This window comes from Flavobacterium ginsenosidimutans (genome assembly GCF_037478105.1).
GTDB classification, from domain to species: Bacteria; Bacteroidota; Bacteroidia; order Flavobacteriales; family Flavobacteriaceae; genus Flavobacterium; species Flavobacterium ginsenosidimutans.
The window spans coordinates 1,479,323-1,495,248 of sequence record NZ_CP147988.1 but is presented as its reverse complement, the minus strand read 5'-3'; the positions used below and the strand labels follow the sequence as shown (position 1 = coordinate 1,495,248).

General features: G+C 35.1%; 12 protein-coding genes. 8 read left to right on the top strand and 4 right to left on the bottom strand.

Annotated features, from left to right (window positions below):
* Positions 1-34 precede the first annotated feature (34 nt).
* The 3 genes from V6624_RS06680 to V6624_RS06670 form a co-directional block, all read right to left on the bottom strand.
* Positions 35-838, bottom strand: coding sequence for an AraC family transcriptional regulator (locus V6624_RS06680; protein WP_338841343.1), 804 nt, complete (start codon positions 836-838; stop codon positions 35-37).
* A gap of 61 nt (positions 839-899) precedes the next feature.
* Entirely contained in the window at positions 900-2,321 is a 1,422-nt protein-coding gene (locus V6624_RS06675) for an aldehyde dehydrogenase family protein (protein ID WP_338841342.1), read from the bottom strand.
* 181 nt (positions 2,322-2,502) lie between these two features.
* Complete coding sequence (locus V6624_RS06670; RefSeq protein WP_111287999.1) at positions 2,503-3,327, bottom strand: universal stress protein; 825 nt, start codon at positions 3,325-3,327, stop codon at positions 2,503-2,505.
* A gap of 176 nt (positions 3,328-3,503) precedes the next feature.
* Between V6624_RS06670 and rimP the strand changes: the two genes are divergently transcribed.
* From rimP to V6624_RS06650, 4 genes are all read left to right on the top strand, one after another.
* Positions 3,504-3,968 (top strand): ribosome assembly cofactor RimP, encoded by a 465-nt coding sequence (gene rimP / locus V6624_RS06665; protein ID WP_162614981.1) that lies wholly within the window; start codon positions 3,504-3,506, stop codon positions 3,966-3,968.
* Positions 3,969-3,987: 19 nt separating this feature from the next.
* Positions 3,988-5,241, top strand: a complete 1,254-nt coding sequence (gene nusA / locus V6624_RS06660) for a transcription termination factor NusA (protein ID WP_012023705.1) — start codon at positions 3,988-3,990, stop codon at positions 5,239-5,241.
* A gap of 59 nt (positions 5,242-5,300) precedes the next feature.
* A complete protein-coding gene (gene infB, locus V6624_RS06655) occupies positions 5,301-8,180 on the top strand; it encodes a translation initiation factor IF-2 (RefSeq protein WP_338841340.1) in 2,880 nt (959 codons plus the stop codon).
* 151 nt (positions 8,181-8,331) lie between these two features.
* Positions 8,332-8,841 carry a DUF4920 domain-containing protein gene (locus V6624_RS06650; protein ID WP_338841339.1) on the top strand — a complete coding sequence of 170 codons (510 nt, stop codon included), beginning with the start codon at positions 8,332-8,334 and terminating at the stop codon, positions 8,839-8,841.
* A gap of 98 nt (positions 8,842-8,939) precedes the next feature.
* Here V6624_RS06650 and V6624_RS06645 read toward each other — a convergent pair whose 3' ends face one another.
* Positions 8,940-9,329, bottom strand: a complete 390-nt coding sequence (locus V6624_RS06645) for an SPOR domain-containing protein (protein ID WP_338841338.1) — start codon at positions 9,327-9,329, stop codon at positions 8,940-8,942.
* A 219-nt stretch (positions 9,330-9,548) separates the two neighbouring features.
* Here V6624_RS06645 and V6624_RS06640 point away from each other — a divergent pair, with 219 nt between their 5' ends.
* The 4 genes from V6624_RS06640 to V6624_RS06625 are packed head-to-tail and all read left to right on the top strand — an operon-like array spanning position 9,549 to position 15,921.
* Positions 9,549-10,883 carry a c-type cytochrome gene (locus V6624_RS06640; protein ID WP_338841337.1) on the top strand — a complete coding sequence of 445 codons (1,335 nt, stop codon included), beginning with the start codon at positions 9,549-9,551 and terminating at the stop codon, positions 10,881-10,883.
* A 32-nt stretch (positions 10,884-10,915) separates the two neighbouring features.
* Positions 10,916-13,966 carry a TAT-variant-translocated molybdopterin oxidoreductase gene (locus V6624_RS06635; protein ID WP_338841336.1) on the top strand — a complete coding sequence of 1,017 codons (3,051 nt, stop codon included), beginning with the start codon at positions 10,916-10,918 and terminating at the stop codon, positions 13,964-13,966.
* Positions 13,967-14,000: 34 nt separating this feature from the next.
* The gene (gene nrfD, locus V6624_RS06630) at positions 14,001-15,404 is read left to right on the top strand and encodes an NrfD/PsrC family molybdoenzyme membrane anchor subunit (protein ID WP_008466839.1); all 1,404 of its coding nucleotides are present in this window, start codon (positions 14,001-14,003) and stop codon (positions 15,402-15,404) included.
* Positions 15,397-15,921: a DUF3341 domain-containing protein gene (locus V6624_RS06625; protein ID WP_008466841.1), complete on the top strand. Its 525-nt coding sequence runs from the start codon at positions 15,397-15,399 to the stop codon at positions 15,919-15,921. The genes nrfD and V6624_RS06625 overlap by 8 nt, the downstream gene beginning before the upstream one ends.
* Positions 15,922-15,926 lie beyond the last annotated feature (5 nt).

The window sequence follows — 15,926 nt, the reverse complement described above, 5'->3', positions numbered from 1 at the left end:
AGGCTTTTTTTATGGAATAAATTTAAGTTGTGAGTTATGAGTGTTTTAAAGAAGAAGGAACAATTCCGAATTTCTTTTTGAATGAAAAAGAGAAATGAGATAAGTCTTCAAAGCCGACTCCAATGTAAACTTCTGATGGAGATTTTCCTTCTTTAATTAAATAATAAGCTTCCTGAAGTCTTTTGTTTAATAACCATTTTCCAGGTGTCTCCGAAAAAACTTTCTGAAAATCTCTTTTAAATGTTGCTAGACTTCTTCCGGTAAGATAGGCGAATCGTTGCATTTGAACATTAAAGTGGAAATTTTTGTTCATAAATGCTTCCAAATCAATTTTGCCTGGTTCGTTAAAATCAAATAAAATATCTTTTAGTTCAGGATTTACTTTTAATAAAAGGTGAATGGCTTCTTTGATTTTTAAATGGAACAAAGTTTCATTGTTTTTTTCTTCAACTTCAAGATAGGAAAGCAATGATTCCATAAAAGATTTATAAAGTGGGTTAGGGGCTAATGAAAACATAGCGTCCGAATCTACTTTTTTGTCAGACTTTAAATTGTATTCTTTGCTTACTTCTCGCAAGATTTCTTGGTCTAGAAAAAGAGAAATGGTTTTGAATTCGCCTCCTTCAGGTGGAATTTTGGTGAATTTTGCTAAATTATTTCTTCTGCTAAAACGAAAATCTCCTGGTTTTGAATAAAAAGTGTTTTTGTTATCAGAAGCGATCATTTCGCCAGAAATTTGATAACTAAAAACGTGTTCAGGAATAAAATGTTCTCCTTCGCGGCTTCGCGAATAATAACAAGAGTAAAGTATTTTTGGTTTTTCTGTTTTCGTGCTCATATTGTAAAATTACTAAAAGATCTGGAAAATCTTTTTGAAGAAGATTTCCAGATCTGTAAAATTATTTTTGCTGAATCAAAGCTCTTGGTTCTAAATAAGCTTCTAATCCGAATGTTCCAAATTCACGTCCTATTCCAGATTGTTTGAATCCGCCAAAAGGAGCCATTGGGTCGTGTCCAATTCCGTTTATCTGAACACGTCCAGCATTAATTTGAGAAGCGACATTGTGAGCTCTTTTTTCGTCTGATGAACTTACATAGGCTTGTAATCCGTAAGTGGTGTCGTTTGCGATTTCAATAGCTTCTTCTTCTGTTTTATAAGTGATAATAGATAAAACAGGTCCAAAAATTTCTTCTTTGGCAATTCGCATTTGGTTGTTTGTATTAATGAAAACAGTTGGTTTGACAAAATTTCCATTTTCTAATCCGTCAGGTTTTCCTAGTCCGCCAGTTAGAATTTCTGCGCCTTCATTAATTCCAATCTGAATATAATCCTGAACGCGGTTATATTGTTTTACGCTAACCATTGGTCCAACCGCAGTATTTGGATTTTTAGGATCGCCAACAATTATATTTGAAACAATTTCTTTAATAATTGGTTTGATTTCTTCTAGTTTGTTTTCAGGAATCAATAAGCGAGTGCCGGCAATACAAGCTTGCCCGCTATTCATAAACGCAGCACCAATAGCAAGCGGAATGGCTTTTGAGAAATCGGCATCATCTAAAATAATATTTGGAGATTTTCCGCCAAGTTCAAGAGTGACACGTTTCATGCTGTTTATTGCTTCTTTCGCAATGATTTTTCCAACGTTGGTTGATCCTGTAAAAGAGATTTTAGCGATGTCTGGGTTTTTGCTTATTTCGGCTCCAACAATTTCTCCTAATCCATTTACGATATTGAATATTCCTTTTGGAAGATTTGCTTCATGAAGACATTCAATGATTAATTGTGTTTGTTGTGCGCTCATTTCACTTGGTTTAATAACAGTTGTGCATCCTGCGGCAATTGCAGTTGATAATTTGCTGCAGATAAAACCATTGCTGGAATTCCACGGAATAATAATTCCGACAACGCCAATTGGTGTCATTTGGACTTCAGATTCTCCCATGGTTTTGGTAAAATCATAAATATTAAGAAGGTTGATTGCAGAGTCGAAACTTTTTAGCATATAATCATAGCTTACGGTTGCAAATTGTAATGTGCCTCCGTATTCTTCTGTCATTACATTGATAAAGTCATTTTTTCTTTTTTCGACAGAAGATTTAATGTTTGTCAGATATTGAATTCTTTCTGAAGCTGTAGTTTTCGAAAAAGTTTTAAAAGCATTTTTTGCAGCTCTAATTGCATTTTGAGTGTCTTCAGTATTCCCTAAACGAACTTTTCCTAATTTTTCATTTGTTGTTGGGCTAATAAGGTCAAAATATTCTGTTCCTTGAGGAGTTACAAATTCTCCATTAATGTAAATTTTGTCTATTGTTTTCATGTTGTAGTTTTTTAATGAATTTTTATTTGACAAATTTCTGCATTAATAACGCGTTTCGCTTTGTTGAAAAGCTCAAATATGGTTTGTTGAAAAGCTCAGTATGATTTTGTTTGAAATATTAAATTGCATAAAAAAAAGCTTCTCAATTGAGAAGCTTTTACTAATGTTGATATGTTGGTTGTTAGATTTTCAAGGTAATAACGGGTCTAACGGCATGATTAACTAAGCCTTCGCTGATGCTTCCGTTAAAGAAGTGTGCGAAGCCAGTTCTGCCATGTGTGAACATTCCAATAATGTCGGCATCTATTCTGTTAGAGAAATTGATAATTCCTTTTTCGATATTGGTGTCGTTGTAAATTTGGGTTGTGTAATTTGGAATGTCGAATTCAGATATAAACTCATTCATAACTTCTTCGCTAACGTGAGTTGGTTTGAAGCTATTAGGAGTGCAAATGGTAACTAAATGTAGTTTTGAATCAAATAGTTTTACAAATTTTAAAAGTTTTTTAAAAGGTTTTTTTGCTTCTTCTGAGAAATCAGATGCGAAAACGATATTAGCGGCACTAAAACTAGGAATGTCTTTTTTGATAACTAAAACTGGGATTTCTGAATTTCTAACCACTTTTTCGGTATTAGAACCTATAAGTAATTCTTCAACACCAGAAGATCCATGAGACCCCATTATGATCAAATCAACATCGTAATCTTTACTGATTTGTGTGATTCCATGTATTGGTTTGTCCATTTTTACAACCTCGGTTACTGGAATTCCGTCTAAATAAGGTCTTGCAGCAACTTCGTCAAGTGTTTCGTTTGCCTTCTTCATAAAGAGCATGCTTTCAGGGATGCTTGCTCCGCCCATTATCGCGTCATTTGTCTGATGCGGCAATTCGAGCATGTGAAGAAGAATAATTTCGCAATTATTCTTTTTTGCTATTTGAGCGGCAACTTTTAAAGCGTCTTCGGCGTGTTCTGAGAAGTCGGTAGGTACTAAAATTCGTTTCATGATTTTTGAGGGGTTAATAATGTGAATAATTCTATGTTTTAATGCTATTATAAAGGTATGAAATATTTTTAGAGCAATCAATTTATTTGATTTATAAAAAAAACACTATATTTGCACTGTTATTTATTAAAATCTAAATAATGAGGGGACTAAGTGTCCCCTCTTTTTATAAAATTATGACATTCAAAGAAAAAGTAAACGGATTAATTACGGAAGCTCTTCTCGAAAAACCATCAATCTTTTTGGTTGATCTGGCTGTTTCGGATTCTTTTAAAATTAGTGTTGGTTTAGACGGAGATAATGGAGTGGCACTGCAAGACTGTATTGACATTAGTCGTGCAATCGAGAATAATCTAGATCGTGAAGAACAGGATTTTTCGCTTGAAGTAGCATCAGTTGGAGTAGGGACACCTCTGAAAATGGTAAGACAATACAAAAAAAATATCGGTAGAACGTTGATTGTTACCACAAATACTGAAAAAATCGAAGCAGAATTGATAGAAGCTAACGATGTTTTTATAATTTTGTCTTGGAAAGCAAGGGAACCTAAAAAAGTAGGAAAAGGAAAAGAAACAGTTCAAAAAGAGCAACAAATACCTTATACAGAAATTAAAGAGGCAGTTGTTACAGTAACATTTTAATTTTAATTAAAGAATTCGCATGGAAAATTTAGCATTAATCGATTCATTCTCAGAGTTTAAAGATAATAAACTTATTGATCGTGTAACGCTTATGGCAATTTTAGAGGATGTGTTTAGAAATGCATTGAAGAAAAAATACGGATCTGATGATAACTTCGATATTATTATAAATCCTGATAAAGGAGATATGGAAATATGGAGAAGAAGAGTAATTGTTGCTGATGAAGATCTGGATTTTGAAAACGAAGAAATTACCTTGACGGAAGCAAGAATGATTGAAGCGGATTTTGAAATTGGTGAAGAGGTTTCTGAAGAAGTAAAATTGATTGATTTAGGAAGAAGAGCTATCTTAGCGCTTCGTCAAAATCTAATATCTAAAATTCACGAACACGATAACACAAATCTTTACAAACAATTTAAAGATATTATCGGTGATATTTATACAGCAGAGGTGCACCACGTACGTCCAAGAGTTGTTATCTTGGTTGATGATGAAGGAAATGAAATTGTTCTTCCAAAAGAAAAACAAATTCCATCAGATTTCTTCCGTAAAGGTGATAATGTTCGCGGTATTATCGAAAGTGTTGAATTAAAAGGAAACAAACCTCAAATTATTATGTCTAGAACTTCAGAAAAGTTTTTAGAAAAATTATTTGAGCAAGAAATTCCAGAAGTTTTTGACGGATTAATTACAGTGAAAAATGTAGTGCGTATTCCTGGTGAAAAAGCAAAAGTAGCTGTTGATTCTTATGATGATAGAATTGATCCAGTTGGAGCTTGTGTAGGAATGAAAGGTTCTCGTATTCACGGAATTGTTCGTGAGCTTGGAAATGAAAATATTGACGTTATCAACTATACAAATAATATTCAATTATTTATTACAAGAGCATTAAGCCCTGCAAAAGTTTCTTCTATCAAAATTGATGAGGAAAGCAAAAGAGCTGAAGTTTTCTTAAAATTAGAAGAGGTTTCTAAAGCAATTGGTAGAGGCGGTCACAACATTAAATTAGCAGGTCAATTGACAGGTTATGAATTAGATGTTATTCGTGAAGGAGATGTCGCTGGAACAGTTGCAGATGAAGATGATGTTGAATTGACAGAGTTTTCTGACGAAATCGAAGAGTGGGTAATTGAAGAATTTGCAAAAATAGGTTTGGATACTGCAAAAAGTATCTTGAAACACGACGTAGAAGATTTAGTAAGAAGAACAGATTTAGAAGAGGAAACTATTCTAGACGTTATGAAAATACTAAAAGAAGAGTTTGATAGCTAGGAAATAGCTGAATATCTGCTCTAACAACACAACGAAAAAGGTAATAATAAAAAGGTTATATGTCTGAAGAGAGAGTAATAAGAATAAACAAGGTTTTAAGGGAATTAAATATTTCGTTAGAAAGAGCTGTAGATTATCTAAAAGATAAAGGAATTGCTATTGATGCTAATCCTAATGCAAAAATTTCTGACAGCGAATTTAATATCCTTCAAAGCCAATTTGCGGGCGATAAGGGGAATAAGGAGGCTTCTAAAGAGGTTGGAGAAGAAAAGAGAAAAGAAAAAGAAGCGTTGCGTGTAGAGCGTGAGAAAGAAATTGAGGACAAACGCAGACAAGAAGAGGAACGTCAAAAACAACAAGAAATAATCAAAGCAAGAGCGGTTGTTTCGGGACCTGTACAAGTTGGTAAAATCGACTTGAATCCTAAAAAACCTGCAATTACTCCTTCTGAGGAACCAGCGAAGGTTGAAGAACCTAAAGCTGTTGTTGCACCTGTGCAACCAGAAAAACCTGTTCAAAATGAAACAGTAAAATCTGAACCAGTTGTTTCAACTCCTGTTGTTGAAACAAAAAAAGAAGAACCTATTATTACTGAGAAAAAAGAAGTTAAAGCAGAATCTTCTAAAGTTGCGCAGGAGCCAATCGTGTCTACTGATCCAACAACTTCAGAGGAAACTATTACTACTCAATATCAAAAACTTACTGGAACAACTCTGACAGGGCAAACAATTGATTTATCTCAATTTAATAAGCCTAAGAAAAAGAAAGAAGATCCAAAAGTGGCTCAGAATAAACCTGGAGCTCCTGGAGTTGGTAATAATAATAACGCAAATAAAAATAAGCGTAAAAGAATTGGTCCTAAACCAGGTACACCTGGTGCACCAAAACCTGCTACAGGTAATGCGCCAGGAACTCCAAATACAAATAAACCAGCTCAAAATAATAATAGTGGCGGAGGTTTCAATGCGAACAGAAGTCAAAGACCTGGTTTCGTAAAAGGGAATCGTCCTGCGATTGTAGCTAAAGTTGAGCCAACGGAAGAAGAAGTAAAAAACCAAATTAGAGAAACTCTTGAAAAACTTCAAGGTAAAGGAGGAAAATCTAAAGCGGCTAAATATAGAAGAGATAAAAGAGAAACGCACCGTCAGAAATCTGATGATGAGCAAAGAGCTCTTGACGAAGGAAGTAAAACTATTAAAGTTACAGAGTTCGTTACTGTAGGTGAAATTGCAATTATGATGGATGTGCCGATTACTAAAGTAATTGGAACTTGTATGTCTCTTGGTATCATGGTAACCATGAACCAACGTCTAGATGCTGAAACATTAACTATTGTAGCAGATGAATTTGGTTATGATGTTGAATTTATTACAGTAGATATTGAAGAAGCAATAGAAGTTGTAGAAGATAGAGAAGAAGATTTAGTAACAAGAGCGCCAATCGTTACTGTAATGGGTCACGTTGACCACGGTAAAACATCTTTACTGGATTATATCCGTAAAGAGAATGTTATCGCTGGTGAGTCTGGAGGTATTACACAGCACATTGGAGCGTATGGAGTTACTTTAGATAATGGACAAAAAATTGCATTCTTAGATACTCCGGGTCACGAGGCGTTTACCGCGATGCGTGCACGTGGAGCTCAAGTTACGGATATTGCTATTATCGTAGTAGCGGCGGATGATGACATCATGCCACAAACAAAAGAGGCGATTTCTCACGCGCAGGCTGCGGGAGTACCAATTATATTTGCAATCAATAAAATTGATAAACCAAATGCTAACGTTGACAAAATTAAAGAGCGTTTGGCTGGTATGAATTTACTTGTTGAAGATTGGGGTGGAAAAATTCAGTCACATGATATTTCTGCAAAAGTCGGAACAGGGGTTAAAGAATTATTAGAGAAAGTTTTATTAGAAGCTGAGATTTTAGATCTAAAAGCAAATCCAAATAAAGCAGCTCAAGGAACTGTTGTTGAGGCTTTCTTAGATAAAGGAAAAGGATATGTGTCTACGATTTTAGTACAACAAGGTACTTTGAAAATTGGAGATTATATGCTTGCGGGTAAACACCACGGTAAAGTTAAAGCAATGCACGACGAAAGAGGCCATACAGTTTTAAGTGCTGGTCCTTCGACTCCGGTATCTGTTTTAGGTTTAGATGGAGCTCCAACAGCGGGTGATAAGTTCAACGTTTTTGAAGACGAAAAAGAAGCTAAGCAAATTGCATCAAAACGTTCTCAATTAATGCGTGAACAATCTGTACGTACACAAAGACATATTACGCTTGATGAAATTGGACGTCGTATTGCTCTTGGTCAGTTTAAAGAATTGAACGTAATCCTTAAAGGAGACGTGGATGGATCTGTTGAGGCATTATCAGATTCGTTCTCTAAACTTTCTACAGAAGAAGTTCAGATTAATATTATCCATAAAGGTGTTGGTGCAATTACAGAAACCGATGTTAACTTGGCTTCGGCATCAGATGCGATTATTATTGGATTTAACGTTCGTCCTGCAGGAAATGCAAGACAGCTTGCTGATAAAGAAGAAATTGATATCCGTTATTATTCTATTATCTACGCTGCTATCGATGACTTGAAAGATGCGATGGAGGGAATGTTAGCGCCAGAAATGAAAGAAGAAATTTTAGGTAATGCTGAAATTCGTGAGATTTTCAAAATTTCTAAAGTTGGTTCAATTGCTGGTTGTATGGTGACAGATGGTAAAATCTTGAGAACTTCTAAGATTAGAGTTATTAGAGACGGAGTTGTGGTTCATACAGGTGAATTAGTTGCCTTGAAACGTTTCAAAGACGATGTTAAAGAAGTAACTAAAGGTTACGATTGTGGTATCCAGATAAAAGGATTTAATGATATCGAAATGAATGATGTTATTGAAGCTTACCATGAAGTAGCAATCAAAAAGAAATTGAAATAAGATTCAATTAATATATTTAAAAGTCCCAATGTAAATTGGGACTTTTTTTATGAATATTTTTTTGGAGTTAAATTGTTTTGCAATGAGTTGTAATAAATGTGTACTTTAGTTTGTTGAAATTTTAATGAGTTGAATTAAAAAATAATGAAATATGAAAAAAGGATTTTATACCACGATTTTATTTATCTGTTTTTCTACTTTTTCTTTTTCTCAAGAACCAGTTGAAAAAGCAGCTCCACCGGCAGGTAATGCATTGATAGGGGATAATTATGGGGAAAATGTATCAAATACGACGGTAAGTAAAGCGATTTCGGTTGAGGCACTAGAGAAAGATTTAAAAGCTGTAAATAAAATCGAAAAAGTTGCAGTAAAAGGTGAAGTGACTGATGTTTGTCCAAAAAGAGGATGCTGGGTGAGTGTTAAAACTGAAGATGGGACATCTTTCTTTGTTAAAATGAAAGATTATGCTTTTTTTGTGCCAACTGCATTAAAAGGTAAAAATGTGGTTCTAGAAGGAAGCGCAGAAAGAAAAGTTACTTCTGTTGAGGAACTAAAGCACTATGCAAAAGATGCTAAAAAAAGCAAAACAGAAATAGATGCTATTAAAGCTCCTAAGGAAGAAATTCGTTTTTTGGCTAGTGGTATTAAAGTAGTAAACTAAGTTAAAAACTGTTGATTTTGTATAGAAAAAAGCAATATTTAAATGTTAAAAGCAATAAAAAAGCGAGATGAAAATCTCGCTTTTTTATTTGAAATAATTTATTTCCCAGGTTTGAGTAAAAAGACTGTTTTGTATCTTTTTTTGATTTCAACTAAGTTTCTTTCAGCTTCAATTCTTGTCTTGAAATTCCCTACGATTACCTTGTAGTTTGGTGTGCTAAAAATAATTGTTCCGTCAATGTCTGAATTTTCTCTTTTAAAATCCGATAGTGTTTTTTTAGCCTCGTCGCTTTTGCCACTAAAGATTTGAATTCTATAAGTATCGTTTGTATTTATTGACGTGTTAATTTTGCGCTTCTCATTTAGCAATTGCTCAAATTTAGGGTCTTGATTCAATGTTAAATTTTGGTCCTGAGCGTTAATATTGTGCGCGAAAGCAATCGTAGTAATTGTTAAGAAAAGGTTTTTTGAAGGACTTAAAATTCTCATAATGTGATGGTTTTTATGCAAAAATACTATTTAAAGTTTGAGTGTGAAATTTTAATATTATTTAGAATTGATATAAATTGATATTTAAGGGTATTTTAAGGTTTTGAGAATAGCTCATAAGTCGTATTTTTGTGCAAGTTTTAAAAGAGGGTATAGATTTTACTGGTTTTATTACAGAAAAAATCATACCAAAAATTAGTAGACAATTATTTATACTATATGAAAAAGGTGGGTAACCATAATTCGATCTCAAGAAAATTGCTGCTTAGCTTATCGCTAACGTTAATTTTCTCCCTAACTTCATTTGCTCAAGAAGCTGCTGCTCCGGCGGCGCCTGAAGCTGCAGCGGCTGCTCCAGCTGCAGGAGGCGGTGATCCAGTAAAAGGGAAAGAACTTTTTAATGCAAATTGTGCTGCATGTCACAAATTAGATGCTAAATCAACAGGTCCTGCTTTAAGAGGCGTTGCTGAAAGGCATGAAATGGCTTGGATTTACAAGTGGGTGCACAACAGTTCTGATATGATTAAATCAGGCGATGCTGCAGCTGTTAAGCTTTTTGAAGAAAACAATAAAGCTGTAATGACTTCTTTTCCTCAATTATCGGAGGGCGATATCGATAATATTATTGCTTATACTTCTGAGAAAAAAGCAGAACCAGCTCCTGGTACAACTACTGCTGCTACGCCTCCAGGGACTAACGTAGAAGGTGGTGCTATTTCAAATAACATTATTTTAGGAGCTCTTGCTCTTGTTATGGCTATTTTAGTTGTTATGCTGTTCATGGTGAACAAAGTGTTGACTAAAGTTGCAAATAAAAACGGTATTGAGGTTGCTCCAAAAGAAGCAAGACTTCCAATCTGGAAAGCTTTCGCTAAAAATCAATTCTTGGTTTTGGTAACTTCGATCTTTTTGCTTTTGGCAAGTGGTTATTTTGTTTATGGATACTTAATGCAAGTAGGTGTAGATCAAAATTATGAGCCAATTCAGCCAATTCACTACTCTCACAAAATTCACGCTGGTGATAACGAAATCAATTGTAAATATTGCCACTCTGCTGCTCGTGTAAGTAAAACAGCTGGTATTCCTTCTTTAAATGTTTGTATGAACTGTCATAAAAACATTTCAGAGGTTGCTGAAACTACTGCTACTCCTGAGTACAGTAAGGCATTCTACGATGCTCAAATCCAAAAATTATATGATGCTGTTGGATGGGATAAGACTAAACAAGCTTATACTGGAAAAACACAGCCTGTAAAATGGGTTCGTATTCATAACTTGCCTGACTTTGTTTACTTCAACCACTCTCAACACGTTTCTGTTGCAGGTATTGAATGTCAAACTTGTCACGGACCAGTACAAGAATTTGAAATCATGAAGCAGTACTCTAAATTAACAATGGGATGGTGTATTGATTGCCATAGAAAAACTGATGTTAAGATGGAAGGTAATGCTTACTATGACAAAATTCATGCTGAACTTTCTAAAAAATACGGTGTAGAGAAATTAACTGCAGCGCAAATGGGAGGTTTAGAATGTGGTAAATGCCACTATTAATCGATTTATTAAGATTTTAATATATATATACAATGTCATCAAACAAAAAATACTGGAAAAGTGTTGAAGAGCTAGAAAATAGCTCTATTGTTGAGGCGCTTAGAAATAACGAATTTGTTGAAGAAATTCCTACTGATGAGTTTTTAGGTAATGCAGAAGCTTTAGCTACATCAGGAACTTCACGTCGTGACTTTTTAAAGTACGTAGGGTTTAGTACAGCGGCTGTAACATTAGCTGCTTGCGAAGGTCCTGTTCACAAGTCTATCCCTTATGTATTACAACCAGAACAAATCATTCCTGGTGTTGCTGATTATTATGCAACTACAGTTTTTGATGGATTTGATTTTGCTAATCTTTTGGTGAAAACTCGTGAGGGTCGTCCAATTAAAATTGAAAACAATACAATTGCAGGAGCTAAATTTTCTGCGAATGCTAGAATTCATGCCTCTATCTTAGGTTTGTATGACAGTGCTCGTTTGAAAGAGCCAAAAGTAGATGGTAAAAATTCTTCTTGGTCAGCTGTTGATTTGAAGATCAAATCAAGTTTAGCAGAAGCAAAAGCTAAAGGTGGTCAAGTAGTATTGTTGACTAATACTTTAGCAAGTCCATCTACAGAAAAATTAATTGCTGAATTTATTGCAAAAAATCCAAACGCTAAACACGTTGTATATGACGCAGTTTCATCATCTGAGGCTTTAGATGCTTTTGAATCTGTTTACGGGCAAAGAGCTTTAGTTGATTATGATTTTTCAAAAGCTTCTTTAATCGTTTCTGTTGGAGCTGATTTCTTAGGAGATTGGCAAGGTGGAGGATATGATACTGGATATGCACAAGGACGTATTCCTCAAAGCGGAAAAATGTCTCGTCACTTCCAGTTTGAATCAAATATGACATTATCTGGAGCAGCTGCTGATAAGCGTGTTCCAATGACTGTAGCTGCTCAAAAGCAAGCTTTAGTTCAAATTTATAATATTGTTGTAGGTGCTTCTGTTCCTGTAACTTTAGAAGGAAACTTTAAAGCAGAAGTAGTTAAAGCTGCACAACAGCTTAAAGCTGCTGGTTCAAAAGGAGTTTTAGTATCTGGAATTGAAGATAAAAATGCTCAATTATTAGTTTTAGCTATCAATCAAGTATTGGCTAGTGAAGCTTTTAGTACTGCTGGAGCTAGACAAATTAGAAAAGGTTCTAATGTTGCAGTTGCACAGTTAATTAAAGATTTGAATGCAGGAAGTGTTCACACTTTAATTATGAGTGGAGTTAATCCTGTTTATACTTTAGCTGATTCAGCTTCTTTCGTATCTGGATTGAAAAAAGTTAAAACGTCTGTTGCTTTTTCATTAAAAGAAGACGAAACTGCATCAATTGTTTCAATTGCTGCGCCAGCTCCTCACTACTTAGAATCTTGGGGAGATCTTGAACTTACAAGCGGAACATATAGCTTAACTCAGCCTACAATCCGTCCTATTTTCAATACAAAACAATTTCAAGATGTTTTATTGTCAGTAAATGGTACTGCTGGTACTTATTATGACTACTTAAAAGCAAATTCTGGAGCTTATACTGCAGGTGCTTCTTGGAATAAAGTATTACATGATGGTGTAGCTGTTCTTGGAGCTACGGCATTATCTGGAGGAGCTATTGATGCTGCTACTGCTGCAAATGCTGTTGCAAAATCAAAATCTGCTGGTGATTTTGAATTAGTATTATATACTAAAACAGGATTAGGAGATGGACAGCACGCGAACAACCCATGGTTGCAAGAGTTTCCAGATCCAATTACAAGAGTTTCTTGGGATAACTATGTTACAGTGTCTAATGCTGATGCTAAAAAACTTGGTTTAACAAATGAAATTGTTGCAAACGGTGGTTTAAATGGTAGTTATGCTACGATCACTGTTGATGGTGTTAAATTGGAAAATGTTCCAGTTATCGTTCAGCCAGGTCAAGCAGTTGGTACTTTAGGTCTAGCTCTTGGTTATGGACGTAAAGCAGCTCTAAAAGAAGAAATGCAAGTAGGTTTAAATGCTTACGCTTTATATAAAGGTTTCAATAATGTTCAATCTGTATCTATTGTTAAAACTGGAGGAGTACATGAGTTTGCTTGTGTTCAAGGTCAGAAAACTTTAATGGGTAGAGGAGATATTATTAAAGAAACAACTTTAGAAATATTCAATACTAAAGATGCTGAACATTGGAATGAAAAACCAATGGTGTCTTTAGATCACCAAGAAGTTGAGGCTACTACTGTAGATCTTTGGGAATCATTTGATCGTACGACAGGGCATCACTTCAACCTTTCAATTGACTTAAATGCTTGTACTGGATGTGGAGCTTGTGTTATCGCTTGTCACGCTGAAAACAACGTTCCAGTTGTAGGTAAAGCAGAGGTAAGAAGAAGCCGTGATATGCACTGGTTGCGTATCGATAGATACTACTCTTCTGAAAGTACTTTTGAAGGTGATAATGAAAGAAAAGAAGGAATTGCTGGTTTATCTAGTTCATTATCTACATTTAATGAAATGGAGAAAGCAGGAGATAATCCTCAAGTTGCATTCCAACCTGTAATGTGTCAACACTGTAACCACGCACCTTGTGAAACAGTTTGTCCTGTTGCTGCAACTTCTCACGGTCGTGAAGGTCAAAACCATATGGCTTACAACAGATGTGTTGGTACTCGTTACTGTGCAAACAACTGTCCATATAAAGTACGTCGTTTTAACTGGTTCTTATACAACAAAAACAGCGAGTTCGATTATCATATGAACGATGATTTAGGCCGTATGGTTCTTAATCCTGATGTTAACGTACGTTCTCGTGGTGTTATGGAGAAATGTTCTATGTGTATCCAAATGACACAAGCAACTAAATTAAAAGCTAAAAACGAAGGCCGTCCAGTTAGAGATGGTGAATTCCAAACTGCTTGTTCTAGTGCTTGTTCTTCAGGAGCGATGATATTTGGTGATGTGAATGATAAAGAAAGTAAAGTTGCTAAATTAGCTGCTGACGAAAGATCATACCACTTATTAGAGCATGTAGGTACAAAACCTAATGTGGTTTACCATGTTAAAGTTAGAAATACTTAGTAAAATTATTAATTAAGAAACAATATAAAGGATTATGTCGTCTCACTACGAAGCACCCATTAGAAAACCTTTAGTTATTGGTGATAAATCTTATCACGATGTAACTGTAGATGTAGCTGCACCTGTTGAGGGGCCTGCAAACAAGCAATGGTGGATTGTATTTTCAATCGCATTAATAGCCTTCCTTTGGGGGTTAGGTTGTATAATTTACACCGTATCTACCGGTATCGGAACATGGGGATTAAATAAAACAGTTGGCTGGGCTTGGGATATTACTAACTTCGTTTGGTGGGTTGGTATTGGTCACGCTGGAACATTAATTTCTGCGGTATTATTACTTTTCCGTCAACGTTGGAGAATGGCTATTAACCGTTCTGCGGAAGCAATGACTATCTTCTCGGTAGTTCAAGCAGGTCTTTTCCCAATCATTCACATGGGACGTCCATGGTTAGCATACTGGGTATTGCCTATTCCAAACCAATTTGGATCTTTATGGGTAAACTTTAACTCACCTTTACTTTGGGACGTATTCGCGATTTCAACGTATCTTTCAGTGTCATTAGTTTTCTGGTGGACTGGTTTGTTGCCTGACTTTGCAATGCTTCGTGATAGAGCTATTACTCCATTTAATAAGAGAGTTTATTCTATCTTAAGTTTTGGATGGAGCGGTAGAGCTAAAGACTGGCAACGTTTTGAAGAAGTATCTTTAGTATTAGCTGGTTTAGCTACTCCTCTTGTACTTTCTGTACACACGATTGTATCTATGGACTTTGCTACTTCTGTAATTCCAGGATGGCATACAACAATTTTCCCTCCATACTTCGTTGCTGGAGCGGTATTCTCAGGATTCGCGATGGTAAATACATTGTTGATCGTTATGAGAAAAGTATCTAATCTTGAAGCATACATCACATTACAGCACATCGAGTTAATGAACATCATTATCATGATTACTGGATCTATCGTTGGTGTAGCTTATATCACTGAGTTATTCGTAGCTTGGTATTCAGGTGTAGAATATGAACAATATGCATTCTTGAACAGAGCTACTGGACCTTACTGGTGGGCATATTGGTCAATGATGACATGTAACGTGTTCTCTCCTCAGTTCATGTGGTTCAAAAAATTAAGAACTAGTATCATGTTCTCATTCATCATTTCGATTGTTGTAAACATCGGTATGTGGTTTGAAAGATTTGTAATTATTGTTACTTCTTTACATAGAGATTACCTTCCATCTTCTTGGACAATGTTTTCACCAACATTTGTTGATATTGGAATTTTCATTGGAACAATTGGTTTCTTCTTTGTATTGTTTTTATTATACTCTAGAACATTCCCTGTAATTGCTCAGGCAGAGGTTAAAACAATTTTGAAAGGAACAGGAGATAATTATATTAGAGAAAGAGCAAACAGTAAAGATTCACATCATGAGTAATAAAGTTATATACGCCATTTATAATGACGATGACGTTTTGATGAATGCAGTAAAGAAAACTAGAGCTGCTCATCATCATATTGAAGAGGTTTTTACTCCATTCCCAGTTCACGGATTGGATAAAGCCATGGGATTAGCACCAACAAGATTAGCAATATGTGCTTTTTTATATGGTTGTGTTGGTATTTCTGTTGCAACAACTATGATGGGTTACATCATGATTCATGACTGGCCACAGGATATTGGAGGTAAACCAAGTTTTAGTTTTATCCAAAATATGCCTTCTTTTGTGCCTATTATGTTTGAGATGACTGTATTCTTTGCAGCTCACTTAATGGTAATCACTTTTTATATGAGAAGTAGATTATGGCCTTTTAAAGAAGCTGAAAACCCAGATGTAAGAACAACTGATGACCACTTTTTAATGGAGGTTGCTGTAAATGATAACGAAGCAGAGTTGGTTTCTTTCTTTGAAGGAACGGGAGCTGTTGAAGTTAAAGTAATTGAAAAGAATTAATTGTA

Excerpts from the sequence above, each read along its gene's own strand:
- V6624_RS06680 (WP_338841343.1), bottom strand. The coding sequence starts at position 838 with ATGAGCACGAAAACAGAAAAACCAAAAATACTTTACTCTTGTTATTAT.
- V6624_RS06675 (WP_338841342.1), bottom strand. The coding sequence starts at position 2,321 with ATGAAAACAATAGACAAAATTTACATTAATGGAGAATTTGTAACTCCT.
- V6624_RS06670 (WP_111287999.1), bottom strand. The coding sequence starts at position 3,327 with ATGAAACGAATTTTAGTACCTACCGACTTCTCAGAACACGCCGAAGAC.
- rimP (WP_162614981.1), top strand. The coding sequence starts at position 3,504 with ATGACATTCAAAGAAAAAGTAAACGGATTAATTACGGAAGCTCTTCTC.
- nusA (WP_012023705.1), top strand. The coding sequence starts at position 3,988 with ATGGAAAATTTAGCATTAATCGATTCATTCTCAGAGTTTAAAGATAAT.
- infB (WP_338841340.1), top strand. The coding sequence starts at position 5,301 with ATGTCTGAAGAGAGAGTAATAAGAATAAACAAGGTTTTAAGGGAATTA.
- V6624_RS06650 (WP_338841339.1), top strand. The coding sequence starts at position 8,332 with ATGAAAAAAGGATTTTATACCACGATTTTATTTATCTGTTTTTCTACT.
- V6624_RS06645 (WP_338841338.1), bottom strand. The coding sequence starts at position 9,329 with ATGAGAATTTTAAGTCCTTCAAAAAACCTTTTCTTAACAATTACTACG.
- V6624_RS06640 (WP_338841337.1), top strand. The coding sequence starts at position 9,549 with ATGAAAAAGGTGGGTAACCATAATTCGATCTCAAGAAAATTGCTGCTT.
- V6624_RS06635 (WP_338841336.1), top strand. The coding sequence starts at position 10,916 with ATGTCATCAAACAAAAAATACTGGAAAAGTGTTGAAGAGCTAGAAAAT.
- nrfD (WP_008466839.1), top strand. The coding sequence starts at position 14,001 with ATGTCGTCTCACTACGAAGCACCCATTAGAAAACCTTTAGTTATTGGT.
- V6624_RS06625 (WP_008466841.1), top strand. The coding sequence starts at position 15,397 with ATGAGTAATAAAGTTATATACGCCATTTATAATGACGATGACGTTTTG.